This window comes from Thalassospira sp. MIT1004 (genome assembly GCF_001858545.1).
GTDB lineage: Bacteria > Pseudomonadota > Alphaproteobacteria > Rhodospirillales > Thalassospiraceae > Thalassospira > Thalassospira xiamenensis.
The window spans coordinates 71,660-98,078 of the sequence record NZ_MCAO01000004.1; the positions used below are offsets into that span (position 1 = coordinate 71,660).

The 26,419-nt window shown below is 56.9% G+C and carries 19 protein-coding genes; 2 read left to right on the top strand and 17 right to left on the bottom strand.

All coding sequences use genetic code 11. The features are described from left to right. Positions 1 to 10: 10 nt before the first annotated feature. From BC440_RS02425 to BC440_RS02445, 5 genes are all read right to left on the bottom strand, one after another. Complete coding sequence (locus tag BC440_RS02425; RefSeq protein ID WP_063092609.1) at positions 11 to 2,602, bottom strand: TRAP transporter permease; 2,592 nt, start codon at positions 2,600 to 2,602, stop codon at positions 11 to 13. A gap of 208 nt (positions 2,603 to 2,810) precedes the next feature. Continuing rightward, positions 2,811 to 3,788 carry a TAXI family TRAP transporter solute-binding subunit gene (locus tag BC440_RS02430; protein WP_037992231.1) on the bottom strand — a complete coding sequence of 326 codons (978 nt, stop codon included), beginning with the start codon at positions 3,786 to 3,788 and terminating at the stop codon, positions 2,811 to 2,813. Between the two features lie 207 nt (positions 3,789 to 3,995). Then, positions 3,996 to 4,826 (bottom strand): 3-keto-5-aminohexanoate cleavage protein, encoded by an 831-nt coding sequence (locus BC440_RS02435; RefSeq protein WP_063092608.1) that lies wholly within the window; start codon positions 4,824 to 4,826, stop codon positions 3,996 to 3,998. Further along, complete coding sequence (locus BC440_RS02440) at positions 4,826 to 6,187, bottom strand: aspartate aminotransferase family protein (RefSeq protein ID WP_063092607.1); 1,362 nt, start codon at positions 6,185 to 6,187, stop codon at positions 4,826 to 4,828. The genes BC440_RS02435 and BC440_RS02440 overlap by 1 nt, the downstream gene beginning before the upstream one ends. Then, positions 6,184 to 7,086 carry a MurR/RpiR family transcriptional regulator gene (locus BC440_RS02445; RefSeq protein WP_063092606.1) on the bottom strand — a complete coding sequence of 301 codons (903 nt, stop codon included), beginning with the start codon at positions 7,084 to 7,086 and terminating at the stop codon, positions 6,184 to 6,186. Before BC440_RS02445 ends, BC440_RS02440 begins: the two co-directional genes overlap by 4 nt. A gap of 276 nt (positions 7,087 to 7,362) precedes the next feature. Here BC440_RS02445 and BC440_RS02455 point away from each other — a divergent pair, with 276 nt between their 5' ends. Continuing rightward, on the top strand, positions 7,363 to 8,457 hold the full coding sequence (locus tag BC440_RS02455) for a response regulator (RefSeq protein WP_063092604.1): 1,095 nt from the start codon (positions 7,363 to 7,365) through the stop codon (positions 8,455 to 8,457). Between the two features lie 149 nt (positions 8,458 to 8,606). On the opposite strand, the gene BC440_RS02460 is transcribed toward BC440_RS02455, so the two are convergent. Together BC440_RS02460 and BC440_RS02465 are read right to left on the bottom strand one after the other, a co-directional pair. Next, positions 8,607 to 10,538, bottom strand: coding sequence for an asparagine synthetase B (locus BC440_RS02460; protein ID WP_063092603.1), 1,932 nt, complete (start codon positions 10,536 to 10,538; stop codon positions 8,607 to 8,609). Further along, a complete protein-coding gene (locus BC440_RS02465) occupies positions 10,539 to 10,811 on the bottom strand; it encodes a ribbon-helix-helix domain-containing protein (RefSeq protein WP_063092602.1) in 273 nt (90 codons plus the stop codon). 78 nt (positions 10,812 to 10,889) lie between these two features. Here BC440_RS02465 and BC440_RS02470 point away from each other — a divergent pair, with 78 nt between their 5' ends. Next, on the top strand, positions 10,890 to 11,666 hold the full coding sequence (locus BC440_RS02470; protein WP_063092601.1) for a phosphodiesterase: 777 nt from the start codon (positions 10,890 to 10,892) through the stop codon (positions 11,664 to 11,666). A gap of 2 nt (positions 11,667 to 11,668) precedes the next feature. Here the strand turns inward: BC440_RS02470 and queG are convergent, their stop codons facing one another. From queG to BC440_RS02520, 10 genes are all read right to left on the bottom strand, one after another. Beyond that, positions 11,669 to 12,823: a tRNA epoxyqueuosine(34) reductase QueG gene (queG, locus tag BC440_RS02475; protein ID WP_063092600.1), complete on the bottom strand. Its 1,155-nt coding sequence runs from the start codon at positions 12,821 to 12,823 to the stop codon at positions 11,669 to 11,671. A gap of 112 nt (positions 12,824 to 12,935) precedes the next feature. Further along, positions 12,936 to 15,413 carry a TonB-dependent siderophore receptor gene (locus tag BC440_RS02480; RefSeq protein WP_063092660.1) on the bottom strand — a complete coding sequence of 826 codons (2,478 nt, stop codon included), beginning with the start codon at positions 15,411 to 15,413 and terminating at the stop codon, positions 12,936 to 12,938. 166 nt (positions 15,414 to 15,579) lie between these two features. Next, on the bottom strand, positions 15,580 to 16,644 hold the full coding sequence (locus BC440_RS02485; protein WP_063092599.1) for a FecR family protein: 1,065 nt from the start codon (positions 16,642 to 16,644) through the stop codon (positions 15,580 to 15,582). Between the two features lie 97 nt (positions 16,645 to 16,741). After that, complete coding sequence (locus tag BC440_RS02490; RefSeq protein ID WP_063092659.1) at positions 16,742 to 17,266, bottom strand: sigma-70 family RNA polymerase sigma factor; 525 nt, start codon at positions 17,264 to 17,266, stop codon at positions 16,742 to 16,744. Positions 17,267 to 17,467: 201 nt separating this feature from the next. Beyond that, complete coding sequence (queF, locus tag BC440_RS02495) at positions 17,468 to 17,935, bottom strand: preQ(1) synthase (RefSeq protein WP_062958438.1); 468 nt, start codon at positions 17,933 to 17,935, stop codon at positions 17,468 to 17,470. Between the two features lie 4 nt (positions 17,936 to 17,939). Beyond that, positions 17,940 to 19,082 (bottom strand): tRNA guanosine(34) transglycosylase Tgt, encoded by a 1,143-nt coding sequence (gene tgt / locus BC440_RS02500; RefSeq protein WP_063092598.1) that lies wholly within the window; start codon positions 19,080 to 19,082, stop codon positions 17,940 to 17,942. After that, complete coding sequence (gene queA / locus BC440_RS02505) at positions 19,082 to 20,131, bottom strand: tRNA preQ1(34) S-adenosylmethionine ribosyltransferase-isomerase QueA (protein WP_063092597.1); 1,050 nt, start codon at positions 20,129 to 20,131, stop codon at positions 19,082 to 19,084. Before queA ends, tgt begins: the two co-directional genes overlap by 1 nt. A 102-nt stretch (positions 20,132 to 20,233) precedes the next feature. After that, on the bottom strand, positions 20,234 to 20,779 hold the full coding sequence (locus BC440_RS02510) for a queuosine precursor transporter (protein WP_063092596.1): 546 nt from the start codon (positions 20,777 to 20,779) through the stop codon (positions 20,234 to 20,236). Positions 20,780 to 21,040: 261 nt separating this feature from the next. Further along, positions 21,041 to 22,570, bottom strand: coding sequence for an inorganic phosphate transporter (locus BC440_RS02515; RefSeq protein WP_063092595.1), 1,530 nt, complete (start codon positions 22,568 to 22,570; stop codon positions 21,041 to 21,043). A 170-nt stretch (positions 22,571 to 22,740) separates the two neighbouring features. Then, a complete protein-coding gene (locus BC440_RS02520; protein ID WP_063092594.1) occupies positions 22,741 to 26,328 on the bottom strand; it encodes an AsmA family protein in 3,588 nt (1,195 codons plus the stop codon). Positions 26,329 to 26,419 lie beyond the last annotated feature (91 nt).

Here is a 26,419-nt window from a genome sequence, read left to right on the forward strand (position 1 = left end):
TTGGCCCTCCTTAGGCCGCTTCGGCACGACGGCGACGGCGTTGCAATACGATGATCCCGCCCAGCAGAATAAACGCCGGGATAAAGAACACCTCTTTGGGCATGCGGTCGGCTTCGATCTTGATCGCGGTGATTTCAAAGTCGAAATCAAGTCCCGCTTTCTCGGCCGGACCACCAAATACCAGATCATCGATAAAGACCTTGCCGTCTTCGTTGCGAACCGCAATGCCCGCATTGTAAAGACGATCTTCACCCGATGCTTCCGGCCCCAATGGCAACATCACCGATTTGCTGACCTCGTCGCCTTCAAGACTGATGCCCTCGACATCCAGAAGAATGCTGGTATTGGCGGGCATATCGGCCGCCTTTTCAACAATCTCGGTCGCGGGCAGGTTTTCATAGGGCGGCTCGAGCAGATCAAGCCAGAAACCCGGACGGAACAGGGTAAAGGCAATCAGCAGAAGTGCCGCACTTTCCCACAGTTTCGACCGGGTGAAGAAATACCCCATCGTTGCTGCGGCAAAGACCAGCATCGCAACAATCGCGACAAAGATCACCATCACCACTTCAAACGGATGATCAAGCCCGATCAGCAGAAGCTGCGTGTTGAACAGGAACAGGAACGGCAGAACGGCGGTACGCATGCTGTAAAAGAACGCGACAAAGCCGGTCTTCATCGGGTCGGCCCCTGAAACCGCGGCGGCGGCAAAGGATGCCAGACCGACCGGTGGTGTCACATCGGCCATGATGCCGAAATAGAACACGAACAGATGCACGGCAATCAACGGCACGATCAGGCCGTTCGCAGCCCCCAGTTCAACAATCACCGGTGCCATCAGGCTCGACACCACGATATAGTTCGCCGTCGTCGGCAAGCCCATGCCAAGGATCAGACTGATGATCGCGGTAAAGATCAGGATCAGCATCAGATTGCCGCCCGAAATCAGTTCCACGAATTCAACCATCACCTGACCGATCCCGGTCAGCGACACCGTGCCCACGATGATACCGGCCGCCGCCGTCGCCACCCCGATCCCGATCATGTTGCGCGCCCCGGTGGCAAAACCGTCAATCACATCGGCAATGCCTTCCTTCACACTGGCCATATAGTCCGGCTGCTTGCGGAAGAACGCCTTGACCGGACGCTGGGTCAGCATGATGAACAGCATCAGAACCGTCGCCCAGAAGGCCGACAATCCGGGTGATTTCAACTCGATCATCAGGAACCAGACCAGAACCACGACCGGCAGCAGATAATGCAGGCCGGACTTGGCCGTTTCGCCCAGTGCCGGAAGCTCCAGCACCGGCTTGTTGGGATCATCCAGTTCAAGATCAGGATATTTCGCCGCATAATACAGACCGGCAAAATAGATCGCGGCACATTCGACCGAGACAATCCAGCCCACCGCGTTACCGAATATCTGTTTCTGGAAATTGATCGCGTAGTAAATCACACCCGCAAGAATAACCAGCGACAACACGAACAGAAGCGAACGCATCAGCACTTGCTGCACGGTCGATGTCTGACGTTTCGGCAGGCCCTTCATATTGGCCTTAAGCGCCTCAAGATGGACGATATAGATCAGCGCGATATAGGAAATCGTCGCCGGCAGGAAGGCATGCTTGATGACTTCCGGGTAAGGAATGCCGACATATTCCACCATCAAAAAGGCCGCAGCCCCCATGACCGGCGGCATGATCTGCCCGTTGACCGACGATGCGACTTCGACCGCACCGGCCTTCTCGCCCGAGAAACCGACACGCTTCATAAGCGGGATGGTAAAGGTCCCGGTCGTTACCACGTTGGCAATCGAGGAGCCTGAAATCAACCCGGTCATTGCCGATGCCAGAACGGCAGCCTTTGCCGGACCGCCACGCATGTGACCAAGGGCGGCAAACGCCACCTTGATGAAATAGTTGCCAGCCCCGGCTTTATCGAGCAACGAGCCAAACAGCACAAACAGGAACACGAAGCTGGTCGAAACGCCAAGCGCGATCCCGAACACGCCTTCGGTCGTGATCCACTGATGCGACATCGCCTTGGAGAAGCTTGCACCCGCCCATTGCAGGACATCGGGCACCCACGGCGCATTGCCAAAGAACACATAGGCAAGGAACACCATTGCCACGATCATAAGGGGCGGACCAAGTGCGCGGCGCGTTGCTTCAAGCAACAGCACCAGACCGGCACCGGCCACCACAAGATCCTGCGTGATCGGCAAGCCCGGACGCGATGACAGCTCGCGGTAGAAAATAAAGATATAAAGAGCACAGAATGCCCCGGCAGCCGCCAGGACCCAGTCAAAAACCGGAATATAACTTCGCGGTGAATTCTTGAAAGCCGGATAGGCCAGAAATGCCAGGAACACGGCAAAAGCCAGATGGATCGACCGTGCTTCGGTCGAATTGAAAACCCCAAAACTGACAATATAGGGCAGTGGCGATGCCAGCCACAGCTGGAACAGCGACCAGGCCACGGCAACATACAGCAAAATTATTGCCGTCATGCCGGTCGGCTGGCGCGCGCCTGTATCATTTTCCGCGATCAGATCCTGAAGATCCTGGTCCGATGGACCCTGTGTCGCGCTTTTATCGTCGGTCATTGCAAACTCCCGGTCTGAACGCGGTTTCTGTTTCGGGCGGCCCAAACCGATAGCCCAGAAACAAAAAACCTCCGTCGACACTTACCCGGTCGCCCACGGAGCATATCGGCACATCATTGTGCGCCATTTTGATCAAATTTTTTAAGATGCCCGCAGGACGGAAGAAAACAAAACGGGAGGCACGGCGTGCCCCCCGTTTCAACCTGACTTACATCAGGCCAGCTTCTTTGAAGTATTTGACAGCGCCGTCATGCAGCGGTGCCGAAAGGCCGTCTTTGACCATTTCTTCTTTTTTGAGGATCGCAAAAGCCGGGTGCAGCTTTTTGAAGTCGTCGAAGTTTTCAAAGACTGCTTTGACAACATTGTAAACGACGTCCGCATCGGTTGCGGTCGAGGACACGAAGGTCGCGCCGACACCGAAGGTCTGAACGTCGTCCGGGTTACCGCGATACATGCCGCCCGGAATGGTGGCAACACGGTAATACGGGTTATCGGCAACCAGTTTGTCGATTTCCGGACCGGCAACTTCGACCAGAACAGAATCACAGGAAGATACAGCTTCCTGAATCGAACCGGACGGATGACCAACGACATAAAGCATCGCATCGATCTTGTTATCGCAAAGCGCCTGCGACTGTTCAGCCGGCTTCAGTTCGGATGCCAGTGCGAAATCGTCAAGGGTCCAGCCCTTGGCGTTCATCACGATTTCCATGGTGTCGCGGCTACCCGAACCCGGGTTACCGATATTGACACGTTTGCCTTTAAGGTCATCAAAGGTTTTGATGCCGGAATCAGCGCGGGCAACAATGGTGAACGGCTCCGGATGGATCGAGAAGACGGCACGAAGTTCCGGGAACGGGCCGACGTCTTTGAATGCTTTTTCACCATTCAGGGCATAGTACTGAACGTCAGACTGGGCAACGCCAAGATCCAGTTCGCCCGAACGAATGGTGTTGATGTTGTAGGACGAACCACCAGTGGACTCGACCGAGCAACGAATGCCATGCTCTTTACGGTCTTTGTTCACCAGACGGCAGATTGCACCACCTGTCGGATAGTAAACGCCCGTCACGCCACCGGTACCGATGGTGATAAAACGGTTTTCCTGTGCCGATGCCTGTCCGGCGAACAGCGACGCACCTGCCAAGGTGGCAATGGCACCCGCTACAGCAATAAGTTTCTTCATCAGGATTAGCTCCCTATTACACCCTGTTATAAAGTTTTCAACCACACCGCGAAGATGCGGCGGAAAAACATGGAAACATCAGATAAATCAGATGTTTCAGCGAGGGGATTATAATGACGAGCCCCAAGAATTGAAACCCTATAACCCCGAAACCCCCTGATACTTTTATGTCAGGTAACCAGTCTGTTTTCATTGGCGCGCCAAAGTCTACCACTGCGGTTGCATGATTTTTCGCGCCTGATCGCCGGTCGCAACAGTCCGCCCCATAAGATACGCGCCTTCGCGCGCCTGAACGATCAAAGCAGCATTGTCGACCGCACCCGAACGGTCAACCAAAAGATGATTATTTTCAAAACCAATGCGCGCATGACCACCCAATCCGGCCGCCGTCAACGCACAGGCATTTTCATGTGCCCCGAAGGCGCACAGCATCCATTCCGATACAAATGGCGACGCATCCAGATACGGCAAAAGGTCCTTGGGATCGGATACCTGCCCCGTGGTGTAACGGCCCAGAACATAAAGCACCGGCAGCTTTTCACCCGGAATGACGCCATCACGCACAAGCTGGTTGAACCGGATCACGTCTTCTGGCGCATACAGGATGAATTGCGGCAGGATATCCGCCTCGCGGATGAAGGCAAAGAAATCGCGCAGTTCATCAAGATCGGCATTTTCCGGCGCAATTTCGCGCACTGCAATCGAAACGGCTTCGGGCACAAGTTCGCGGATCATCGCCATCTGATCCTGCGCACCATACATGCCGACCGCCTCGCTCGTGACCTGAAGCAGCATGTCATCACCAACACTTGCGCGCACCTCGGTCAGCATTTCACGATACCGCCCCACATCAATGCTGTGTCTCTGGTCATCATCACGCACATGCAGATGCATCATTGCCGCCCCGACGGCCTTGCAGTTGGCGGCTTCTTGCGCCAGTTCCGCTGGTGTAATCGGAATGCTGGGCAGATCGGCCTTGGTTTTGCGCGCGCCATTGGGGGCCGATGCGATCAGAAACGGGGTTTCACCATAAGACATTACAAAAGCCCCTCGGCGGTAAACACGTCATTCATCGCCAATTCAAACAGATCAACGATCCTTGCAACATCATCCCCGGTCACGATAAAGGGCGGCGCAAACAGCACATGGTCACCCCGCACGCCATCAATCGTGCCGCCCATCGGATAGGCCATCAACCCGCGGGCAAAGGCCGCCTTCTTGATCTTGGCGTTGATCTTGCGCGCCGGATCAAACGGGTCTTTGGTTTCGCGATCCGCGACCAGCTCAAGCCCCCGGAACAATCCCCGACCGCGAATATCCCCCACAAACGGGTGCTGCCCGAACCGTTCGCGCAATCCATCGGCCAGCAATTCGCCCTGCCTGACGACATTGGCCAGAAGATCGCGTTCGCGAATGGTTCGCTGGGTTGCAAGGGCCGCGGCACAGGCGGTTGCATGCCCCTGATAGGTATGGCCGTGCTGAAAGAAACCCGATCCATTGGCAATCGCATCATCGATTTTCTTCGACACCAGGATCGCACCAATCGGCTGATATCCGGCCCCCAGTCCCTTGGCGATGGTTTGCAAATCACCCGAAATGCCTTCCTGTTCAATCGCATGCAGGGTGCCGGTGCGGCCCATACCGCACATGACCTCGTCAAGGATCAGAAGCACACCATACTGATCGCAAATCTCGCGGATACGTTTGAAATAACCCGGCACCGGGGCCAAGGCACCCGATGTTGCGCCGACAACCGGCTCGGCGACAAAGGCGGCAACGCTGTCGGCCCCCAGTTCAAGGATCGCGGTTTCAAGTTCGTTGGCGACCCGCAAACCATACGCCGCGTCACTTTCGCCCGGCATCTGGTCACGATACGGATAACAGGGCGCGATATGGCTTGCCGTAATCAGCAGCGGCTCGAACTGTTTGCGACGCCACATATTGCCGCCAACCGAAAGCGCGCCCAGCGTATTGCCATGATAGGACTGGCGGCGCGCAATCACGTATTTCCGGTCCGGCTGCCCGATCTCAAGGAAATATTGCCGCGCCATTTTAAGCGCCGCCTCTGTCGCCTCGGACCCGCCCGAAACGAAATACGCCTTTGCCATGCCTTCGGGGGCATGGGTTACAAGGTCCTCGGCCAGTTCTTCCATCGCATCGGTGGAAAAGAAACCCGAATGGGCATAGGCAATCTGATCAATCTGGGCATGCATGGCGGCACGCACCGCCGGGTCGGAATGCCCAAGGCATGAAACCGCGGCACCCCCGCTGGCATCCAGATAACTTTTGCCATTCTGATCAAAGATATAAATACCTTCGCCCCGCACCGCACGCGGCGGGATCGCAAGACTGCTGCGATGAAGGACATAGGTTTCGGGCTTGCTGTGGGGCTGGTTCATGATCGGGAATTCCGGGTGGGGGCGGCTTCTTCATGATAGGTATCGAAAGCCGCAAGTTGTTCTTCCGCAACGGCAATCCGTTGCAGTACCTTTTGACCGCCGCGCGCAACCAGAAGGGCGACAAGCGCCTGCATGACCGAAACGCTGGTGGTAAAGCTTTGGAAAAAGGATGGGGAACTGTCGGATACGACCAGCTTTGCAACCGCATCGACCGCAATCGGCGCAACGTCCGAATCACAAACCGCAATCACCGGGCAATGCTGTTTGCGGGCAAACGCGACCGCGCGCACCGTATCGCGAATATAGGGCCTTGCCCCGACGGCAATCAGAACGTCCCGCGGGCCAATCCCGCGCAACTGGTCCCCGAATGCCCCTGCATGCCCGTCAACCAGAACACCATTTTCGTTAAACAGCCGATAGGCATAGGCAAACTGATACGCCGCCGGATAGGCCGCACCACGCCCGACGACAAAAACCTGACGGGCGCGCGCAATATGTTCACACGCATCCTTCATGCGTTCGCACATTTCCGGTGCGAATACCTGACCGATATTGGCAATCTCGGCCTGCGCGATGCTTTGCAGCAGATGTGCATCGCGATGGATATCGGCATCGCTGTTTTGCAACGCGCGCGCCCGGTGTGCGTAACTTGCCGGCAGGTCAAGCAACCGGTTCTGGTAACTGTCGCGAAACTGCTGCCAGGTATCGACACCGATGGCCGCCATCAGGCGGGTAACCGTACTGGGTGGCACATTGGCCGCCCGTGCAAGGGCGCGCATCGAACGCAGGGCCACATCATTGGGATGATCAAGGATATGGCGCGCCGCCTTCTGCATTTGCGGACTCAGCGTCGCATAATCGGAAATCAGCTTTTCGCGCAAATCGGTGTAAACACCCATTTTCCCGGGTTCCTGTGATCAATTGATCGGAAAACTACGCCACAGCGCCACCGGATTTGCAACGAATGTTTCAATTACATGACTTAATGAAACGTTTGTTTCGTAAAATGTTTCATGACCAAGGCAGCCTTGTGGGCTGCAATTGGTAAAAACCATGGACTTATAAGAAAAAGATGTAACAATACCAAATTCGCGGCAGGAACGTTTACGTTTCATATAAAGATATAAATCTACATTCGCGATGTGGGACTGGGCACCGAATCGATAAGGTGGCCAATGAATAACCAGATCATCAATGCACTGGCACAGACAAGTGCGGGCATCGCTCTTTTTGACAGCAATGAACGGATCATCTATGCGAACCCGGCGTGGGAACAGCTGATTACCGGCGTTGCCGAAGAAGACCTGCTGTTTTCCGAAACGGAACTCGCTGACGGCGGCATGATTTCCGTCTGCTTCGTCAAGCCGCAGGCGGAGCATCCCCACCCGATTGCCCTTCCGGCATCGGCCAATGACAGTAAAATCGGTACCGTGATCATCGCCGATGACAGTGAAAGCAACCGCATGGTCGCGCGCCGCATCCTGCAAGCCGAAGGATACGGCATTGTCGAGGCCACCAACGGACAGACCGTGCTGAACATGCTGCGTCGCGGGGTGACGGCCGATCTGATCCTGATGGATGTTGAAATGCCCGATATGGACGGATTGCATACGACGCGCCGCATCCGCCACATGCAGGGGCCGGTTGCCCATACCCCCATCATTGCCTTGTCTGCTCACCAGTCGCGCGACTGGAACGTCATTGCGCGTCAGTCCGGGGTTGATGAATTTATCAACAAACCGATCCAGCGCACCAAGCTTCTTGATACCATCCGCGACCTCATCAGCCGGTCCCCGGAGGGTGCGGCTTCCGCCCCGCGCCTTTCGCCGCCGCCGGTATTGCGATCCAAGGGGGCACGCATCACCCGCCCGGAACGCCTTGATCCGCCTTCAAGCCCGGTGCTTGATATCCGCACCCTCGAACAGCTTTATGCCGACGCCGGGGACGAAGGCGCATCATGCGGTATCGACCTTTTCATCAATGAAACCGAAACCCGTCTGGTCAAAATTGACAACGCGCTGTCAAATGACGACCTCGCAACCGTCCGGGACGAAGTCCATGTGCTCAAAAGCACCTCGGGCACCTTTGGCTTGCGCCAGCTTTCCGATTTGTGCGGGGTCACACAGAATTTCTTTGAAGAAGACGATATCGACGAAGGCCGCATCCTTGCCCTGTCACGCCAGGTGGTGCAACTGGCACCAACGGCCCTGACCGCGCTTAATCTTTATCGCCGTTCACGCGGCTGGGGCAATCCGCAAGGGCCTCAATAGCCTGCCCCCACGACAACTCTCGCCACCCCGGGCACACCTATTGCCGAGGCCGGGGCCAAGCTTAGGCTTGAGGCAGAATTAAGGACTGAGCCCCAAACCTCGTCAAAAACCTCAGTCCAAGCCCCCAGCCCAAAACAAATGCACGATTTTCATATCGCGGCCTTGGGCACCGTTTTTTCCTGAACCACTTCCTGAACCACTGCCTTTATCGATCCATCTACGCTGCCTTTTGCACGCATGATCTCTGCCCGGCGATCCGTTGCAAGATGCATCTGCCAGATCCGCCATACGATTAGCGCCCAAAGGCCAAGCGCCATATCCTGCTCGCCATGCCGTGTTGCCCTGCGCCAGTAATCCTGCCGCGTGCGATCCCGTATCGGCAGATCGGCAAACAGCATCTCGATAATCCGGGCCTCGCGCCCCCACAAAAGCCCTCCAAGCTTCGCCAGCCAGTCAGCCACCGGTGGATTGAAGCCGACCTTGGATGCACGGAGATAGCCATCCGGCATCATCTGCGCGATGGCCGCACGCAACAACGACTTCGCACCCTCCCGCAGATGCCCCCGTGCCGCAACACGCCCGGCAATTGCCATCACGTCATGGCCCAGCAATGGCACCCGGTATTCCAGCCCGTACGCCATGCCACATCGGTCGGACATCGCAAGCTGATTACCCGGCAATGTCACCCGTCGGTCAAACGCCATCATCTGATCGCACAAATCACCTTCTGACAAATCTTCGGGTACCACTAACCGCGCGCCCAATTCCGCCAATCCACAACGATCATTCCAGTATTGAAACGCCCTTTGTGCGTCGCCCTGCCCGCCCCGAACAAACCGCGCACCCCCGCGCGGCAGCAACCGGGCAATATTGCCTGCCATCTTTCGTCGGATGAAACCCGGAACAGACTGCCACGCGCCGAATATCGCGGCCGCCTGATAGCGCGGATAGCCCCCAAACAGCTCATCCCCGCCATCCCCTGCCAGACAGATCGGCACGTGCCTTGATACCGCCGCACCAAGCGCCTGCATCAAAACAACCGACGGATTGCCAAAGGGCGACCCAAAAGCCCGCAGGCCATCATTCAGATGCGCCAGAATTTCTTCGGGCCCGTCAGGTGCCACGACGACATGCAGCTCCGTCCCCAGATGTTTTGCCAATTGCCGCGCACGTGGTGTTTCATCCATCCCGGCATCGCGGAACTGCATGACAAATCCCGGTGGCGGCTTTTGCCCGCGTTCACGCGCGACATCACACGCCATCGCGGCAATCGCACCACTATCCATTCCACCGGACAAAAGCATGCCAACATTACGGTCCGCATCCATCGCATCGGCCACCGACTGGCGAATGGCCCGGCGCAGATCGGCAACTGCGTCTTCGCCGTCAGGTCGGTGGCAAGTGGCTGGCCGGATCATCCGGCCATCGATCTTGCCATTCTGCCAGCAGATCAGTTCTCCCGGCCTTAACTGCCGGATATCGACAAAGCCCGTCGCCGGTGCAGGCACAAACAGATGGGCAAGATAATGCGGGAAAACACCCCGGTCCGGCATGGCCGGTATGATGCAACGCAGGGCTGCGACCTCGGACGCAAACGCCACATTCCCGCTGCCATATTCGGAAAAATAAAGCGGCTTTATCCCGATCGGATCACGCCCCAGCCAAAGTTGCCGCAATGCGCAATCCCAAAGCGCAAAAGCATACTGCCCTGAAAGATCGGCAAGCGGTTTGGCAGGATCACAACCATCACGCAGGGCATTGCCAAGAACCGCCAGAACCAGCGCCGCATCACTGTCGCTTTCAACGACGGAACCTTTTTCACGCAAAGACAAAATACGCCGCCGATGCCCGGCAATATAACCGTTAAACGCCAGAACAAACCGGCCATCGGGTGAAATCAGGGGCTGATTTGCCGCAGCCCCCGGATCGGTCGTGATCAGCCGACGCACGCCAAGCGTTACCCCACCTGCGGGATCAGACCAGCACCCTTCACCATCCGGTCCCCGATGGACAAGTGCATTCAGTGCTGCGTGAACACGTGGTTGCTCCCCGCTGGCTGTCGCCCCTGCCAGTCCACACATTTATTGATCTTCCGGTGCTTCTTCGTGACCCGATGGCATATCAGGGTCACGATCCCGCCCCAACCGCCCCTGCAAATTCGCCAGTACATATAACCGCAGGGCACTTGAAAGGTTGCCGTCGCGGCCTTCGTCAACCTCGGCTACCAGTTCGGCAATTGCCATGTCGCGCCGTGTGGCGATGCCCTGAAGTTCGGACCAGAATGCATCTTCAAGCGAGAAACTCGTCCGGTGTCCGGCAATTGTCACAGATCTTTTTCGAACGTCGCTGCTCATCGGCCTGTATATCTTCCCAATCCTCGGCAACTCGATCATCATGCCGGTGGCGTCACCCGATCATGATAAGGCATCCCTATGAAATTCATACATCTTTCCGACACGCATCTGCTGGCCCGTGATGACCTTTCGCGCCCACCACATGCGGGTGATACGCTGCGTGCCGTCATTGCCGAGATCAACGAATATCATGCTGATGCCGTGATCTGCGTGATTACCGGCGACATCACCCATCATGGCCGCCCGGAACAATATGACCACGCGGTCGAACTGTTCGCGACCCTTGCCATGCCGTTTATCATGATCCCGGGCAATCACGATATCCGCGAACCGATGCTCGCCGCCTTTCCCGATACGCCGCGCGATGAAAACGGCTTTATCAATCATGGTCAGACAATCGGCGGCATCCGCTTTGTGATGCTTGATACCATCGTGCCTGATGCCCATCACGGCACATTGTGCGACGCCCGGCTTGACTGGCTGAAACACGAACTGGCAGAGCACCAAAACCTGCCAACGTTCCTGTTCATGCATCACCCGCCGCTTGATATGGGCCTGCCGTTTCTTGATTCGATCCGGATGGATGCAGACGCCGAACTGGCCGCCATCATCAAGAACAATCCGCAGATCAGGCATATCTTCCTTGGCCACCTCCACCGCCCCAGCAACGGCATCTGGCAGGGTATCCCGTTCAATGTCGGCGGCAGCAGCCAGAAGGGCGAGCCTCTCGACATGCGTCATGAAAAGGAAGAAGAACTGGTTGAACGCGCCCCGTTAAAGCCGATGTTCGGCATCGTACTGACCGATCCGTCGGGCAATGTGCGCTATCATTATGAAACAGTGCCGTTCGACTAGGATCACGGCGCGGGGCGCGCCCATTCCGCCAGCACCACCGGATCGCTTTCCATGCGTTCATGACGGGATCGCAGGGCGTCAAACGCCTTGCCATCCATCAATTGCGACAGCGCCCAGACCGCCGATCCGCGCACAAGCGGGCTTTCGTCGGTCAAAAGGCTTTCGACACGCGGCACAAGATTGACCGCCCCGCTATTGCCCACCGCCGTCAGGACATTGCGCAAAAACTTCGCCCGCCCGATCCGCTTGATCGGCGATCCGGTAAAGAAATTGCGGAATGTCTCGTCATCCAGATCAAGGAAATCGGCAAGCCTTGGCGCGGTCAGTTCGGCGCGCGGGATAAAGGCCATTTCCTGCGTCCGGCTGGCAAACTTGTTCCACGGGCACACCGCCAGACAATCGTCACAGCCATAAATACGGTTGCCCATGGCACGGCGAAACTGGGGCGGGATCAAGCCATCATGCTCGATCGTCAGATACGAAATGCATTTGCGCGCATCAAGCTTGTAGGGGCCCGGAAACGCATCGGTCGGACAGGCCGAAAGGCATTTGGCGCACGACCCGCAATGATCGATTTCCGGCTCCGCCAGATCAAATTCAAGCGTCGTGAAAACCTCGCCCAGAAACAGCCAGCTGCCGTATTCGCGCGACACAAGATTGGTATGCTTCCCCTGCCAACCAATCCCGGCGGCCTGCCCCAACGGCTTTTCCAGCACCGGAGCGGTATCGACAAACACCTTGACCTGTTCGCCATCAGCACCCGCTTTCTGTGCCTGTTCCATCATCCAGCGCGCAAGCTGCTTGAGGCGTTTTTTGATCAGATCGTGATAGTCGCGGTTTCTGGCATAGACCGAAATCATCGCCCGGTCGGGATGGTCCAGAAGGGTTAGCGGATTTTCCGCAGGCCCATAGTTGGAACCCAGAACAATGACGGATTTGACTTCCGGCCACAGCATTTTCGGATCGCGACGGCGCGGCAGCCGTTCCGGGTCATTCATCCAGTCCATGGTGCCATATTCGGCAGCGGCGACAAATTCATCGAGCCGCGCCTGATTGCGTTCGTCAATCTGCGGGCGCGCCACACCACACACATCAAAGCCGATTTCACGGGCTTTGGCCTGAAGGCTTTCAAGGGTTATCGCAGCGGCAACCGTCATGGCAAAACATCTGGGTCGTTTTCTCTCTCTGTGCTGCCTTATATAGGTTTGTCGCCGAAACGCAAAAGGCCGCAGCACATGGCTGCGGCCTTTAAGTCGACGCCGGGCGAAATCAGAAGCGATATCGCAGCGTCGCCAGAATTGTGCGTTCCTCGCCATAATAACAGTTATCCGACCACTGCGTGATCAGACAGGACGCGACATATTCCTCGTCCATCAGGTTATTCACATTCAGCCGGAAATCGGCATTGTTCATGCCAACCTGCGCCAGATCATAGTTCAGCACGACATCAACCAGCGTGTAGTCCGGAACCATAAGGGTGTTGGCCTCATTCGCAGCCGTTTCACCGACATAGCGGATCCCCGCCCCGATGCCGAGCCCGTCAAGTGCGCCCTCGTCAAAGCGGTAATGCCCCCAAAGCGACACCATATGTTCGGGTACCTGCTGCGGACGATTGCCATCCTTGACCGCCCCCGGCGCATCAAAGGACGCATCGGTATAAGTGTAACCGGCCAGCACGCTAAGATTGTCGGTCAGTTCGGTGCGCGCCTCAAGCTCGATGCCCCGGGATTCAATCGTTCCAACCGGCTCCCATGCCGTCGTCAGGTTGTTATAAACCGCAACGTTTTCCTGTTCGATATGGAATGCCGCCGCACTCAGCATCGTTCTGCTGCCTTCGGGCTGGAACTTTACGCCGACTTCATATTGCGTACCTTCGGTCGGTTCCAGCGGCTTGCCCGATGCATCACTCGACAGGCTGGGATTGAAGGATTCCGAATAATTGAAATAGGGCGCGATGCCGTTATCAAACAGATAAAGAACCCCGGCACGTTTGGTCAGCTTGCTGCGGTCTTCGCCCTGTTCAACATTGGTCAAACGGTTCAGGTTGCTGGTTTCCAGCCAATCCTGCCGAAGCCCCAGCGAGAAACGCCAGTTTTCATATGCCAGCTGATCCTCGGCATAAAGTCCCGCCTGTTCAAGGGACCGGCTGTTGCTGTTGGTGATTGTTCCCAACGCAACCCCGGGGCTGCCATAGACCGGATTGAAGGCATCAATGTTCGATGCCCCGGTAAACAGCCATTTGTTTTCGCTTTTGCGGTCCTGATAATCAAAGCCCATCACAACCGTATGATCAACGCCACCGGTGGCAAAATTGGCTTCGGCCTGGTTATCCACCGTAAAGGCGCGAAGGCTTTCATCCCCGCCACCATAGGTTCGCGTCAACTCATTTGAGGTACCGCTCCAGCCCGTCTGGTAAATCTGGTCAAGATGCACATCGGCATCAAGAAAACGGAAATTCTGGCGCACAGTCCAGGTATCGTCGAAATCATGTTCAAACTCGTAACCGACCATGTTCTGGGTGCGCTCGAAGCTTTCAAGTGCCGGATCACCGTCAAAGAAAGTGTTCGAAATATGCTGGCCATTGCGCGCGAACAAGGTGCCTTCGGACGGCAGGCCATTATGGGTGCCGCCTTCCGGGTCTTTCTGGAAATAACCCGACAGTGTCAGGCGTGTATCATCGCTGATATTGGCGGTCAGCGACGGGGCAATGGCATAACGTTCTTCTTCGGTACCTTCGAATTGGGTGTCGGATGCATCTGCCTTGCCGACAACGCGATAGGCAAGCTTGCCCGCCTCGTCCAGCGGACCGGTGAAATCAAAACCGACCCCGCGCTGATTGCGATTGCCATAGGAAAGCTCGACCTCGCCCTGCTGTTCGAATTGCGGTTTCTTGCTTGATAGTGCCACAAGACCACCGGGCGAACTGCGACCATAAAGCACCGATGCCGGTCCTTTGACCACATCGGCACGTTCGACGAAATAGGGATCGATCTGCATCGAGCTATAGGTCGAATCATCGCTCATGGTTTTCAGGCCATCGAGATAGATATTGTCGATGCTGCGATCCACCAGACCGCGCAGGATAATGTAATCGTACCGGTTTGACGCACCGACCTGACCGGTAAAGGCACCGGGGGTATAGCGCATCGCCTGCATCACCGTTTGCGATCCCTGATCTTCCATCTGCTCCTTGGTCACCACGCTAATGCTTTGCGCTGTTTCAAGGATCGGTGTGCCGGTTTTGGTTGCCGCACGCGACCGGGTCGCGACATAGCCGTCCACCGGGCCATCGGCGGTTTCGGTGACCGCATTGGCTTCGACCCGCACCGGATCAAGCACCGTTTCACCACTGGCGGCGATCTGTTCAATCGTGACCGTGTTATCCTCGGTAAAGCGCCACGTATAACCCGTCCCGCTCAGAAGCTGGCCCAGCGCCTGATCAACCGTCATTTCCCCCTGAATGGCGGATGCCTGAACCCCGGAAATTCCGCCGGACGGAAAGAACAGACGCACACCGGCCTGATCGGCAAGGCTGGTCAGGGCCCGGTCAAGGTCCTGTGCCGGGATGTTGAAATCAATCACGCTCGCCTGTGCGATTTCGGCATTGTCGCGCGACGCGGCAATATCGGCGGCCATCGCATGAAACGGTGCGATGGCAACAAATCCGGAAATCACCGTGGTTACCGCAAGACGGCGTTTCCAGCCCATCAGCATCATCCGCCGGGCCACACAAACGTTTGTATTCATTCCATAAGCCTTTTCGTCAGAAACCCCAATGCGAATGAAATTAAGAACCGAAATCATTCGCTGTTATTTCTGAGACGAAACCGGCTAACGTGATTTGCAGTAAAAAATTCAAAAAATTTTCGGGATGAGAAGAAAGCGCGAAAAACCGCGACCTTCGCCAGAAGGATTAGTAAATGATTGTCAGCAAAGGCAACCGGGTGACGCGCGCCGATGTGGTTTGTTCGATAGAGGCGAAAACCGCATCAAGATCGGCGGTTTCAAACACACCCGTAACCTTAAGCCCCCGCAGCGCATCCCGCGCCACAACGATCCTGCCCGGCTGATAACGTTGCAGTTCCGCCATCACATCCGAAAGCGTCCGCTGATTGAAAATCAGCTTGCCGCGCTGCCAGCTGCCATAGGCGGCAAGATCGGCATCCGTGATCTTTTTCAGCCCATCATCGGTGTCATAATGCGCCTGCTGCCCGACCGTGATTCGCAACGGCTCACTGTCGCCACGGGTCACTTCCACAATGCCTTCGCGCACGGTGACATTCGCCCCACCGTCCTCAAGCCGCACCCCGTAAACCGTACCAACCGCGCGCGCCGCCCCGCCATTGGCGGAAACAATAAACGGATGATCGGCATCCTTCGCCACGTCAAAAATCACTTCGCCCGCTTGAAGGCGGATTTCGCGACGTGGGCCGGAAAAATCAACGGAAAAGGCCGATGCGGTATTCATGTGTGCAACCGATCCATCGGCAAGCGTCACCGCCCGCTGCTGTCCGATGGCCGTACTGTAATCCGATGTCCAGCGCGCAATCGGCCCGGTTGCTTCCAACCCGCCAAAGATCGCCAGCATCAAGGCGCAAACCATTGCCCCGGCAATGGCAAGGCGTCCGGGCCGGAGCCAAACTGCCCGGCTTCGTGCCGGTTGCAGCCTAGGTTGTCTGCGAGGCGCTGCGGCCCCCGGCGCGGGTGACTGGAAACTGCCGATCTCGCGCCGGATATCGGGATTTTCCTGCCATTGCTGCGCGGCTTCGGTTTGACCGACGGCGGCAAAAAGGCTTCGGGCCTCGGCGGCGGCACGGGCGTGATCGGGGCTTTGCGCGCACCAGTCGGCAAAGGCCGCATGATCGCGCGCCGTGGCATCGCCTGATTGCAGCATCACCAGCCATTCAATCGCCTGATCACCAAGATCGGCGGTCAATGGCCTGCTGGCTGGTTGCTGATCCGATAACCCGGTCTTCAAAACCCGATACCCCGAAAATGGTCCCGCACGGCCACCAATGCATGGCCCATATTGTTAAGACGTTTGGGCATGGGCAAATCTACAATGATTTTTGCCATTATTTTTCGCCCTCGCGCAGAAGCTCGTCACGGCAATGTTGCAGGGCGCGCACGATATATTTCGCGACCATGCTGTTTGATACGCCAAGACGCGCGGCAATTTCACTGTGTGACAACCCGTCGACCCGAAACATCAGCAACGCCATACGTGGCTTTTCTGGCAGCTTTTCCAGCGCCTTATCAAGCAGTAAAATCTGTTCGCGATCGAGCACGATGTTTTCCGGGCCGGGTTTGGGATCGTGGATCGCGTCGGTATCCTCGTCCATATCGTGATGGGCGGTAATGCGTTTTTCACGCCTGATCCCGTCAATCGCAAGGTTCCCGGCCACCCGATAGATATAGGCGCGCGGGTTGTCGATCACGTCCCCCTGATCGTGGGCATCGGCAAGCCGCACATAGGTATCCTGCACCACATCGGCTGCGCGTTCATGGTCCCCGCCCAGCTTTCGGGTCAGAAACCGGAAAAGCTGTTCGTAATTTTCCTGAAAGCTTGCGATCAGAACCGATGCGCTGTTGCGCGCCATGGCCTTGCCCAAACATGCCGTTGCCAAATGATACAGGTTCCCCTGCCCGCCCGTCTATTAGCAAGAACCAAAACCCAAAACAATGAGAATAATTCGCATTGTTAATAACTATACATACCGGTAATACCCCAAAACAAAAGGCTGCCGCCGGTTTCCCGACAGCAGCCCTTGATTTTGTATCAATTCCGGTGAGCCCAGCTACTAGCCACGCCCGCGATAGGGGGCAACGCCCTGATCGGGGATCCACACCCCTTCGGGGGCCGGGCCGGTCTGGTAAAACACGTCAATCGGAATGCCGCCGCGCGGATACCAGTAGCCACCAATGCGCAGCCATTTCGGATCAATCATATCGGCAATCCGTTTGCCGACCTTGACCGTGCAATCCTCGTGGAAGGAACCATGATTGCGAAACGACGTCAGAAACAGCTTCAGCGACTTGCTTTCCACCAGCCAATCCCCCGGCACATAGTCAATCACCAGATGGGCGAAATCCGGCTGACCGGTGATCGGGCAAAGCGATGTGAATTCCGGTGCGACAAACCGCACGCAATAATCGGTTCCGGCCTGCGGGTTCTGCACCCGTTCAAGAACCGCTTCATCCGGGCTGGCGGGCTGTTCGGTGGTGCCGCCCAGCATGGTCAGGTTGTCGTAAATGGTTTGATCAGCCATGTGATTAATCCTCGATGATCGGCACGGGATCAATATCCCCGCCTTCCTGGCCTGCATAAAAATCACGGGCGAACTGTTCCATGCGGCCCGCAGCAATGGCGTCGCGCATGCCACGCATCAGATCCTGATAATAGGCAAGGTTATGCCAGGTCAGCAGAACCGCCCCCAAAATCTCGCCCGCCTTGATCAGGTGATGCAGATAGGCACGCGAATATTTCGTACAGGCCGGGCAATTGCACTGATCGTCAAGCGGACGGTCATCATCGCGATGACGCCCGTTTTTAAGGTTCAGCGTCCCCCGATGGGTAAAGGCCTGCGCATTGCGGCCCGACCGGGTCGGCAAAACGCAATCAAACTGGTCAATCCCGCGCATCACCGCACCCACAAGGTCCGATGGCTTGCCAACCCCCATCAGGTAACGCGGCTTGTTCGCGGGCAGCATATCGACACAGAAATCAAGCGTATCAAACATGATCTGCTGGCCCTCGCCAACCGCAAGACCACCGACCGAATGCCCCGGAAGGTCAAGTTCGGCAAGCTTTTCCGAACTTTCGCGCCGCAGATTTTCAAAAACACTGCCCTGCTGAATGCCATAAAGCGCATAGCCTTCGCGCTCGACAAACGCATCCTTGGACCGCTTGGCCCAGCGCATCGACATGCGCATGGAATCCGCGGCCTGCTGTTCGGTCGCCGGGAACGGGGTGCATTCGTCAAACGCCATGGTGATGGTCGATCCCAGCAAATGCTGGATTTCCATCGACCGTTCCGGCGACAGGGCAAATTTGCGCCCGTCGATATGGCTTTTGAACGTAACACCATCTTCGGTAATCTTGCGCAGCTTGGACAGCGACATCACCTGATACCCGCCGCTATCGGTCAGGATCGGCTTGTCCCAATTCATGAATTTGTGCAAACCGCCAAGGCGTGCAATGCGTTCCGCACCGGGGCGCAGCATCAGGTGATATGTATTGCCCAAAAGAATTTGCGCACCCGTATCGGCGACATTTTCCGGCAACATGCCCTTGACCGTGGCAGCCGTTCCAACCGGCATGAAGGCCGGGGTATCGATCACGCCGTGGGCGGTATGAATGCGGCCGAGACGGGCCTTGCCGTCGGTCGCCAGAAGTTCATAACGGAATTCAGTCATCAGCTTTTTTCAATCTTGCTGGCGCATTCAAGCAGGCTGCAATCGCCATAGGAATAGAAACGGTATCTGTTTTCAATCGCGTGACCATAGGCCGCCTTCATGCGCTCAAACCCGGCAAAGGCCGATACCAGCATGAAAAGTGTTGATCGCGGCAGATGGAAATTGGTCAGCAGCATATCGACCGCCCGGAACCTGTATCCCGGCGTGATAAAGATGTCGGTCTCGTTCTCGAACGGTTCAACCACCCCGTCTTCGCGCGCCGCACTTTCAAGCAACCGAAGCGACGTCGTCCCGACCGCAACAACCCGCCCGCCCTTGGCGCGCGTTTCATTGATCAGGCTGGCGATTTCCGGCGATATGCTGCCCCATTCGGCATGCATTTTGTGGTCTTCGGTATCATCCACCTTGACCGGCAAAAACGTGCCCGCCCCGACATGAAGCGTGATCGTGCGGCGCTCGATACCGCGCGCATCAATCGCTGCCAGCAGTTCCGGGGTAAAATGCAAACCCGCCGTCGGGGCTGCCACCGCGCCGTCATGCTGGGCGAAAATCGTCTGATAATCCGATCTGTCCTGATTATCCCCACCCTTTTCCCGCCGGATATAGGGCGGCAACGGCATCACGCCATATTTTTCAAGGGCGGCAATCAGATCAGCCCCGGCAACGTTAAACCGCAGCAACACCTCGCCGCCGTCTTTCTTTTCCATGACCTCGGCTTCGAAATCATCGGCGACCCTGAAGGTTTCCCCAACGCGCAGCTTCTTGGCCGGTTTGGCAAAGGCGCGCCATTGTGCAAGACCTTCCTGCTTGTGCAGGGTCACTTCAATGCCCGCCTCCCCGCGCTTGCCAAACAGGCGTGCTGGGATCACGCGGGTATCATTGGAAATCAGAAGATCACCGGGCCGCAGGATTTCGGGCAATTCACGAACGATGCGGTCATGCGTTTCCCCGCCCGTCAGATCAAGCATGCGGGCACTGTCACGCGGGTTGGCCGGATGTTCGGCAATGCACTCACGCGGCAGATCGAAATCGAACAGATCGACTTTCATCGGAAATACAAAACCTGCAATTATCAGAAAAAATCAGAGGGGCGCCTTATACCGCCCCCCTTTGCAAAATCACAAGACGCCCGCCGGAATATCAGCCCTGCATCACCCTTTTGCCGGTTCGATATTCAGGCGCGGGGTAATGATTGCCATCAGCAAACGGAACGGTGCCAGACAGGTCAGCGCCATGATGATCTTGGCGCTGAAATCGCCCATCGCCCATGTCTGCCACGGAAGCCCGGTACCGACAAACGCGATGGAAAAGAACAAGGCCGTATCCACCGCCGACCCGATCCCCGATGAAATCAGCGGAGCCTTCCACCAGGTCGCCCGGCGCAGCCTGTCAAACACCGTCACGTCAAGCATCTGCGCAATCAGAAACGCCGTGCCCGATGCAATCGCAATACGCGTATCGGCAACGATCAACGACAGAACAACCGCAATCGCAAACCCGGCCAGCACGACAAGGCGTGCCGCCGCTGCCCCGCGTGCGCGGTTGGTCAGGTCAGTCACCAGAAACGCCACCGGATAGGTAAACGCCCCATAAGTCAGCCAGTCGGCCAAAACGCCCGGCAGCGGATATTCAACCAGAATGTTCGATGCAACAACCGTCACGGCCATTGCCAGAACGCCAATAATGATGGCTTTCATCGTTTTTCCTTAACCAAAATCCTGACCAAAAGCAGAACGCACGCATAGGAAATCTCGCGGCCCACTTTGATTGGGCGACGATTCGGCACGGGTTTGATTCAAATTATGGTTGGGGTAATTACGCTTGGAGACCCCAGGCGTCAAGGAAAAACGGCGGTCAGACAAAGCCTGACCGCCGCTGCAGATCGCCACAAGCTGCTCCGGGGAAAAGGAGGAGCACCGTGCCGCGAAACGTCAATTCTGCGCCTAATTCCGACGGAATTAAAGCATGATCCCGCGAATGGTGAAAAACAGCAACGCGCCAAGGAACGCCCCGGCCGGAACCGTGATCACCCACGCGGTCGCAATCGTCACCGCATAACGGCGGCGCACCAGCAACCGCTTGCGCAGTTTCTTCTCGGCCTTTTCGGCCTGTGCCGGGTCAAGCTGACGCAGGGCTTCGATATGCTGTTTCTGTTCGTCACTTTCCTGTTCCGCACCGACCAGCATCGGCGCACTATCCATCCGGCGACGATGGCTTAGCGTTTCACGCAGGAACCCGACCCCAAACACCGCACCAACCGCAATATGGGTCGAACTGACCGGAAGCCCCAGCGCGGATGCCACAATCACCGTCAATGCCGCCGACAGCGCCACGGTATAGGCCCGGATCGGATCAAGCTTGGTGATTTTCGATCCGACCGTCTTGATCAGTTTCGGCCCGAACAGGATCAGACCTGCAGAAATACCAATCGCGCCAATCACCATCACCCAGATCGGGATCGGGGCCGATGTCACGATCTCGCCGCTATCAACACCCGAAACGATGGCGGCCAACGGTCCAATGGCATTCGCAACATCATTTGACCCATGCGCGAATGACAGAAGGGCTGCGGACACGACCAGCGGAATGCGAAACAGCGATGCGATTTCCTTGCGTCGTCCGATCATGTTACGCGACGCATGCAGCACGGCCTTGCGGGTCGGCAACAGGGTGACGAAAAAGGCTGCGATACCGATAACAATGACCTGCCACGTATCAGCAGCCCAGATCTTTTTGATCCCCTTCATCATCAGATACATGGTGAAGGCCGATACCATCACACCGACCAAAATCGGCACCCATTTGCGGGCCGCTTCGACGCAATTTTCGGTATACAGAATCTTGAACTTGATAAAGGCAAGGAACGCGGCTGCGATCACGCCACCCAGAACCGGCGAAATCACCCAGCTTGCGGCAATCGTGCCCATAGTCGGCCAATTGACCGCGCCAATGCCGACGGCTGCCATACCCGCCCCCATCACACCGCCAACGATGGAATGGGTGGTCGATACCGGCGCGCCCAGCCATGTGGCAAGGTTAAGCCAAAGGGCGGCTGCCAGAAGGGCCGCCATCATCGCCCAGACAAAGGTCTGTGCATCGGGCATCTGGGTCGGGTCGATAATACCGTTCTTGATCGTGCCAACAACATCGCCACCGGCGATAATCGCCCCGGCTGCTTCAAACACGGCTGCAATCAAAAGGGCGCCAACCATGGTCAGCGCCTTTGAACCAACCGCCGGACCAACATTGTTGGCCACGTCATTGGCGCCGATATTCAGTGCCATGTAACCGCCGATCACCGCAGCGGCGATCAGGAATCCGCTTTGCGGCAGGCCGCCCATATGAAAGGCGACAAAGGCGCTGCACGCCAAAAGAAAGACAAGCGCAAGTCCGAGCTTCGCACTCAGGGAGGCTGTCTCTCCGGCACCCGCATCCATGCGGCGCTGCCATTTGAGATCCTTATCCAGAGCGGTTTTCTTTGCGACCATGATCAACCGTTACTTAAAAAGGGAATCGACGCGCGGATCATGTCGAAGCAAACCCGGTTTGTTAAGGTTTTTTTGCCTTTTTATGACAGCCATGTCCCGACCGCATCCCGCCAATAGCAAAACGGCCCCGCACTGCAGGGCCGTTTTACGTTTGGAACAGTTGTGAAAAGTTATCGACCGAACTGGTTCAGAAGCCCTTTCAGAACATCCTTGGCCGCATCCTTGCCCGAACTTCCCGATCCGCTATCGGATGAACCACTCCCGCCCAGTGCCTTATCAAGGATATTATCCAGAACCTTGATCGCGACCTTGTCCATGCGCCCGGTAATCGCCGGGTTGCTGATATTGCCCTTGGCGTAAACGCTAAATGGCGGTAATTCTTCGATTTTCTCGGAAAAATCGAAATCGGCCTGCGTATCCATCTGCCATTTCGGCAGATCAAGGGTCGCATCGGCATCCGCCGTCCCCACACGCGATGTCGCTTCGACACGGGTGGTTTTGGCAATCCCGTTGGTGATGGCAATGTCGGCCTCAAGGGTCTGAACCAGATCGTTGTTACCGACCCCTTCAACCACCATCGCCTGCGGGCCCTGCTGCAACAATGCCTGAATGTTCAGCTTCGGATCAGCAGACCGTTTATCGGCATTGCTGAACCGGACATTATTCAGAACAAGGTTCGCCGTACCATTCAACGCACTGATCAGCTTGCGCGATGTATTGCCCGATGCGGTGACATCAAACTTCGTCGCCGCCCCGCCGATCACCGTGTCATTGGCAACCCGGATCGGGGTCAGCTTTTCGATATCCGCCCCGTCAAGATTACCTTTAAGCGCCAGTTTCGGCGTATCGGAATTGCGCGCATCAAACGTGCCATCAATCGACAAATTCCCATCGCCCAGAAGGCCGGTGAATTTCTGAATGGTCAGAAGCCCGGTCACGAGTGTCGCCTTCAAATCCGGCTTCACAAGGCTGTAGGTATCGAAATCAAGCTGATCAAATGCGACCGTGATATCGGCATCAATCGACCGCAGGGCCGATACATCAATCACCGTATCATCCCACGGCGTGCCGTCACGGGCATCAACAGTCGTAACCTTCATCGTGGTCGGCATATTGAAAGCCGCCCGGCGCGCACCGCTACCGCCTTCGGGCATCAGTCCGGCCCGTTTTGCCGCGGGCACGAACGGATCAACATTCAATACCCCGCCCGAAAGGGCCACGGCCAGTTTCGGCTGCGCCCCGGTGGCGTCGAAATCAACGTCACCCCTGGTTTCAAACGGACCGATACCGAACTTCGCGATATCAAGCGCGATATTCTTGGCATTGCCCTTGACCGTGCTGTCCAGAACCAGACGCCCCAGATTGCCCGATGGCTCATAGGTCGGTGCCAGCAACGGCAACACACGGTTCAGGCTTGATGCCTGCATCGCAAGTTTGCCATCAATGCCCGGTGTCGCCCCAAACAGGTCGCTCAGCACCCCGTTCAATGCCACCTGCATCAACGGGTTGGATACATCAATATCAAGGTTCGGGCCGGTCACCGGGCCATTCAGCCCGATATTGGCCTGAATGCTTTTATATTCGCTGGCCGGTGCCGGAAGCGTCATACCCGTCAGCTTCGCCAACGGTGCCAGCGTTTTGGCCGTGACTTTAAGCTTGATCCCCTCGAATGCCGGAACAGCCACATCGCCACGGAACACACCGCTGGCACTGGCCGAAAGCCCGGCCGCATCGGCCACCGCAAAATTGTTCAGCGTGATCTGCGAACCGCTCAGGCTGCCATCAATCGAAATGCCCTTGATCGACACGCCCGATGAAATGATTTCATCAGCCGCCAGCCGATAATTGGCCGCAACACCATCAAGCGGCGCCAGCGCATCCTTGATCATCCTGACCATGGCATCACCGCCCGCCGCGGGTCCCGACGACGGGGCGGCATCCGAACCGTTGGCTACCGTGCCGGAATCCGTTGTTGCGGAATCATTGCCCGCTGGGCTTGCCGCATCGCCATTTCCGGCGGCTGGTGCTGCCGAAACATACTGATCCAGATTGATACGATCAAGCTTAAGACCAATACCAAGTGCCGGAAGCCCCTCGCCGCTCAGATTGGCGACGATGGCACCGCGAATGGCCGTATCATCAATCCGCATATCCAGATCGGAAATATCAAGCTTGTCAGGTGTCCCTTTGACCCCACCGGTCAACGAGAAACGACGCAACCGGTCCGCCCGGATGCCATCAACATCGACCCCAAGCCAGCGCGCCACCGCCCGAATATTTTCCGATGCCATCTCATAGGAAAGGGCCGCACTCGGCTTCGGACCTTCGCCCGAAATGCTGCCAAACACCGAGAAATCCGTCCCCCCCGGCAAACCGGCGGAAACTTCGTTCAATGTGATCTTGCTGTTGGCAATCGCGGCATTGATCCGCGCATTATGCACCGGCGTCTGGTTATAGATCAGGGTTTCAACTTCGAAATCAATCGATGCCGTCAGATCAGCCGGGATCATCGGACCATTGGCCGCACCCGATGTCTTGTCGCCCTGCGACGGGATGGATTGCCCACCCGCATCGCCCGCCGATCCATTTTCCGGGGTCGCCATGCCGCTGTCGCCCGTGCTGCCCGCGCCTGTGTCCGGGGCGTCACCATCGCCCATATGCGTCAGCACAAGGATTGAATCAAGATCAAGCTGATTGAAACGCAGCGCCACATCGGCCCGCATTTTCGGGTCCTGATCAATCGCAATTGCCCCCGATCCACGGGTTTCACCAAACCGGATCGATAGGTCATTAACCGTGACAGATTTGGCATTGGCGGCAACCTGCCCGCCCAGATTGAACGGCTTGGCGGCGATATCGGGAATATCGGCACCTTCGCCTGCAATCCGAAGGGCCGCTTCGCGCAGATCATCAAACTTGCCGTCAATCTGGCCGTTAAAGCCCGGATATTCCGCCGAAAGATCAACCTGACCGCTTAAATTGATACCGCCATCGACCTTGTCGATGCCAATCTGCATGCCGACCGGGAACGGGCCGGTCTGGCTGATTTCGCCGACATTGAAATTAAACGTCAGCGGAATCCCGCGATAGAAAACATATCCCTCGCCCTTTGCCGGACCATTCAGGCTGTCGGCCGAAACGCCAAGGGTCAGCCCCTCAATCCGCTCCGTGCTGCCCGGTGTGTGATAAAGGATTGTCGCATTTTCGATTTCCAGACGGTCAATCTGGATCGTGCTGGCAAAATCGGATGATCCGGCGTCGCTTCCGCCCGATTGGGCATCAGGTGCCGCCTGTTCGCCTTCCGACGTGGTGCCCGTGCTTGGCGGTGTGGCAATCGTTCCGGCATCCGGCCCGCTTGGCGCGGCCTGTGCCGGATCAAACACCAGATTGTTGCTGCCGTCTTCAAACGTCTCGATGGAAATCACCGGATCAATCAGGCTGATCTCGGTCACCTGCACATTGCCGGTCAGAAGCGGCATCAGGGCGACAGAAACCCGGACTTCCTTGACCGACACCATGTCGGGGTCCTGCGCACCGGGCAGATTGCCAAGCGTCACCTGCTCGACCGACAATGCCGGAAACGGCAGAACGGACATCGAAAGATCGCCGCGAATTTCAAGATCGCGACCGGTTGCTTCACGCACTGCCTGGGTGATCTGTGGCTTGTAACCGTTCCAGTCAATCAGGGAAGGAATGACCAACAGGGCAGCGATGATCACAACCAGAATGGCGCCAATCACGGCAAGGATCTTTTTCAACAGTCCGGCTCCGCTTTTTGCTCGGCACCGCTGAAACAGACATGTTTGCGCGGTGCGATGTTGTATTTATCTCAGTAGCATATGGCTCGTA

Excerpts from the sequence above, each read along its gene's own strand:
- BC440_RS02480 (WP_063092660.1), bottom strand. The coding sequence starts at position 15,413 with ATGAATACAAACGTTTGTGTGGCCCGGCGGATGATGCTGATGGGCTGG.
- queA (WP_063092597.1), bottom strand. The coding sequence starts at position 20,131 with ATGAAAGTCGATCTGTTCGATTTCGATCTGCCGCGTGAGTGCATTGCC.
- BC440_RS02455 (WP_063092604.1), top strand. The coding sequence starts at position 7,363 with ATGAATAACCAGATCATCAATGCACTGGCACAGACAAGTGCGGGCATC.
- BC440_RS02510 (WP_063092596.1), bottom strand. The coding sequence starts at position 20,779 with ATGAAAGCCATCATTATTGGCGTTCTGGCAATGGCCGTGACGGTTGTT.
- BC440_RS02470 (WP_063092601.1), top strand. The coding sequence starts at position 10,890 with ATGAAATTCATACATCTTTCCGACACGCATCTGCTGGCCCGTGATGAC.
- BC440_RS02440 (WP_063092607.1), bottom strand. The coding sequence starts at position 6,187 with ATGAACCAGCCCCACAGCAAGCCCGAAACCTATGTCCTTCATCGCAGC.
- BC440_RS02515 (WP_063092595.1), bottom strand. The coding sequence starts at position 22,570 with ATGGTCGCAAAGAAAACCGCTCTGGATAAGGATCTCAAATGGCAGCGC.
- BC440_RS02490 (WP_063092659.1), bottom strand. The coding sequence starts at position 17,266 with ATGGCGCGCAACAGCGCATCGGTTCTGATCGCAAGCTTTCAGGAAAAT.
- BC440_RS02430 (WP_037992231.1), bottom strand. The coding sequence starts at position 3,788 with ATGAAGAAACTTATTGCTGTAGCGGGTGCCATTGCCACCTTGGCAGGT.
- queF (WP_062958438.1), bottom strand. The coding sequence starts at position 17,935 with ATGGCTGATCAAACCATTTACGACAACCTGACCATGCTGGGCGGCACC.
- BC440_RS02435 (WP_063092608.1), bottom strand. The coding sequence starts at position 4,826 with ATGTCTTATGGTGAAACCCCGTTTCTGATCGCATCGGCCCCCAATGGC.
- BC440_RS02460 (WP_063092603.1), bottom strand. The coding sequence starts at position 10,538 with ATGTGTGGACTGGCAGGGGCGACAGCCAGCGGGGAGCAACCACGTGTT.
- BC440_RS02425 (WP_063092609.1), bottom strand. The coding sequence starts at position 2,602 with ATGACCGACGATAAAAGCGCGACACAGGGTCCATCGGACCAGGATCTT.
- tgt (WP_063092598.1), bottom strand. The coding sequence starts at position 19,082 with ATGACTGAATTCCGTTATGAACTTCTGGCGACCGACGGCAAGGCCCGT.
- BC440_RS02465 (WP_063092602.1), bottom strand. The coding sequence starts at position 10,811 with ATGAGCAGCGACGTTCGAAAAAGATCTGTGACAATTGCCGGACACCGG.
- queG (WP_063092600.1), bottom strand. The coding sequence starts at position 12,823 with ATGACGGTTGCCGCTGCGATAACCCTTGAAAGCCTTCAGGCCAAAGCC.
- BC440_RS02445 (WP_063092606.1), bottom strand. The coding sequence starts at position 7,086 with ATGGGTGTTTACACCGATTTGCGCGAAAAGCTGATTTCCGATTATGCG.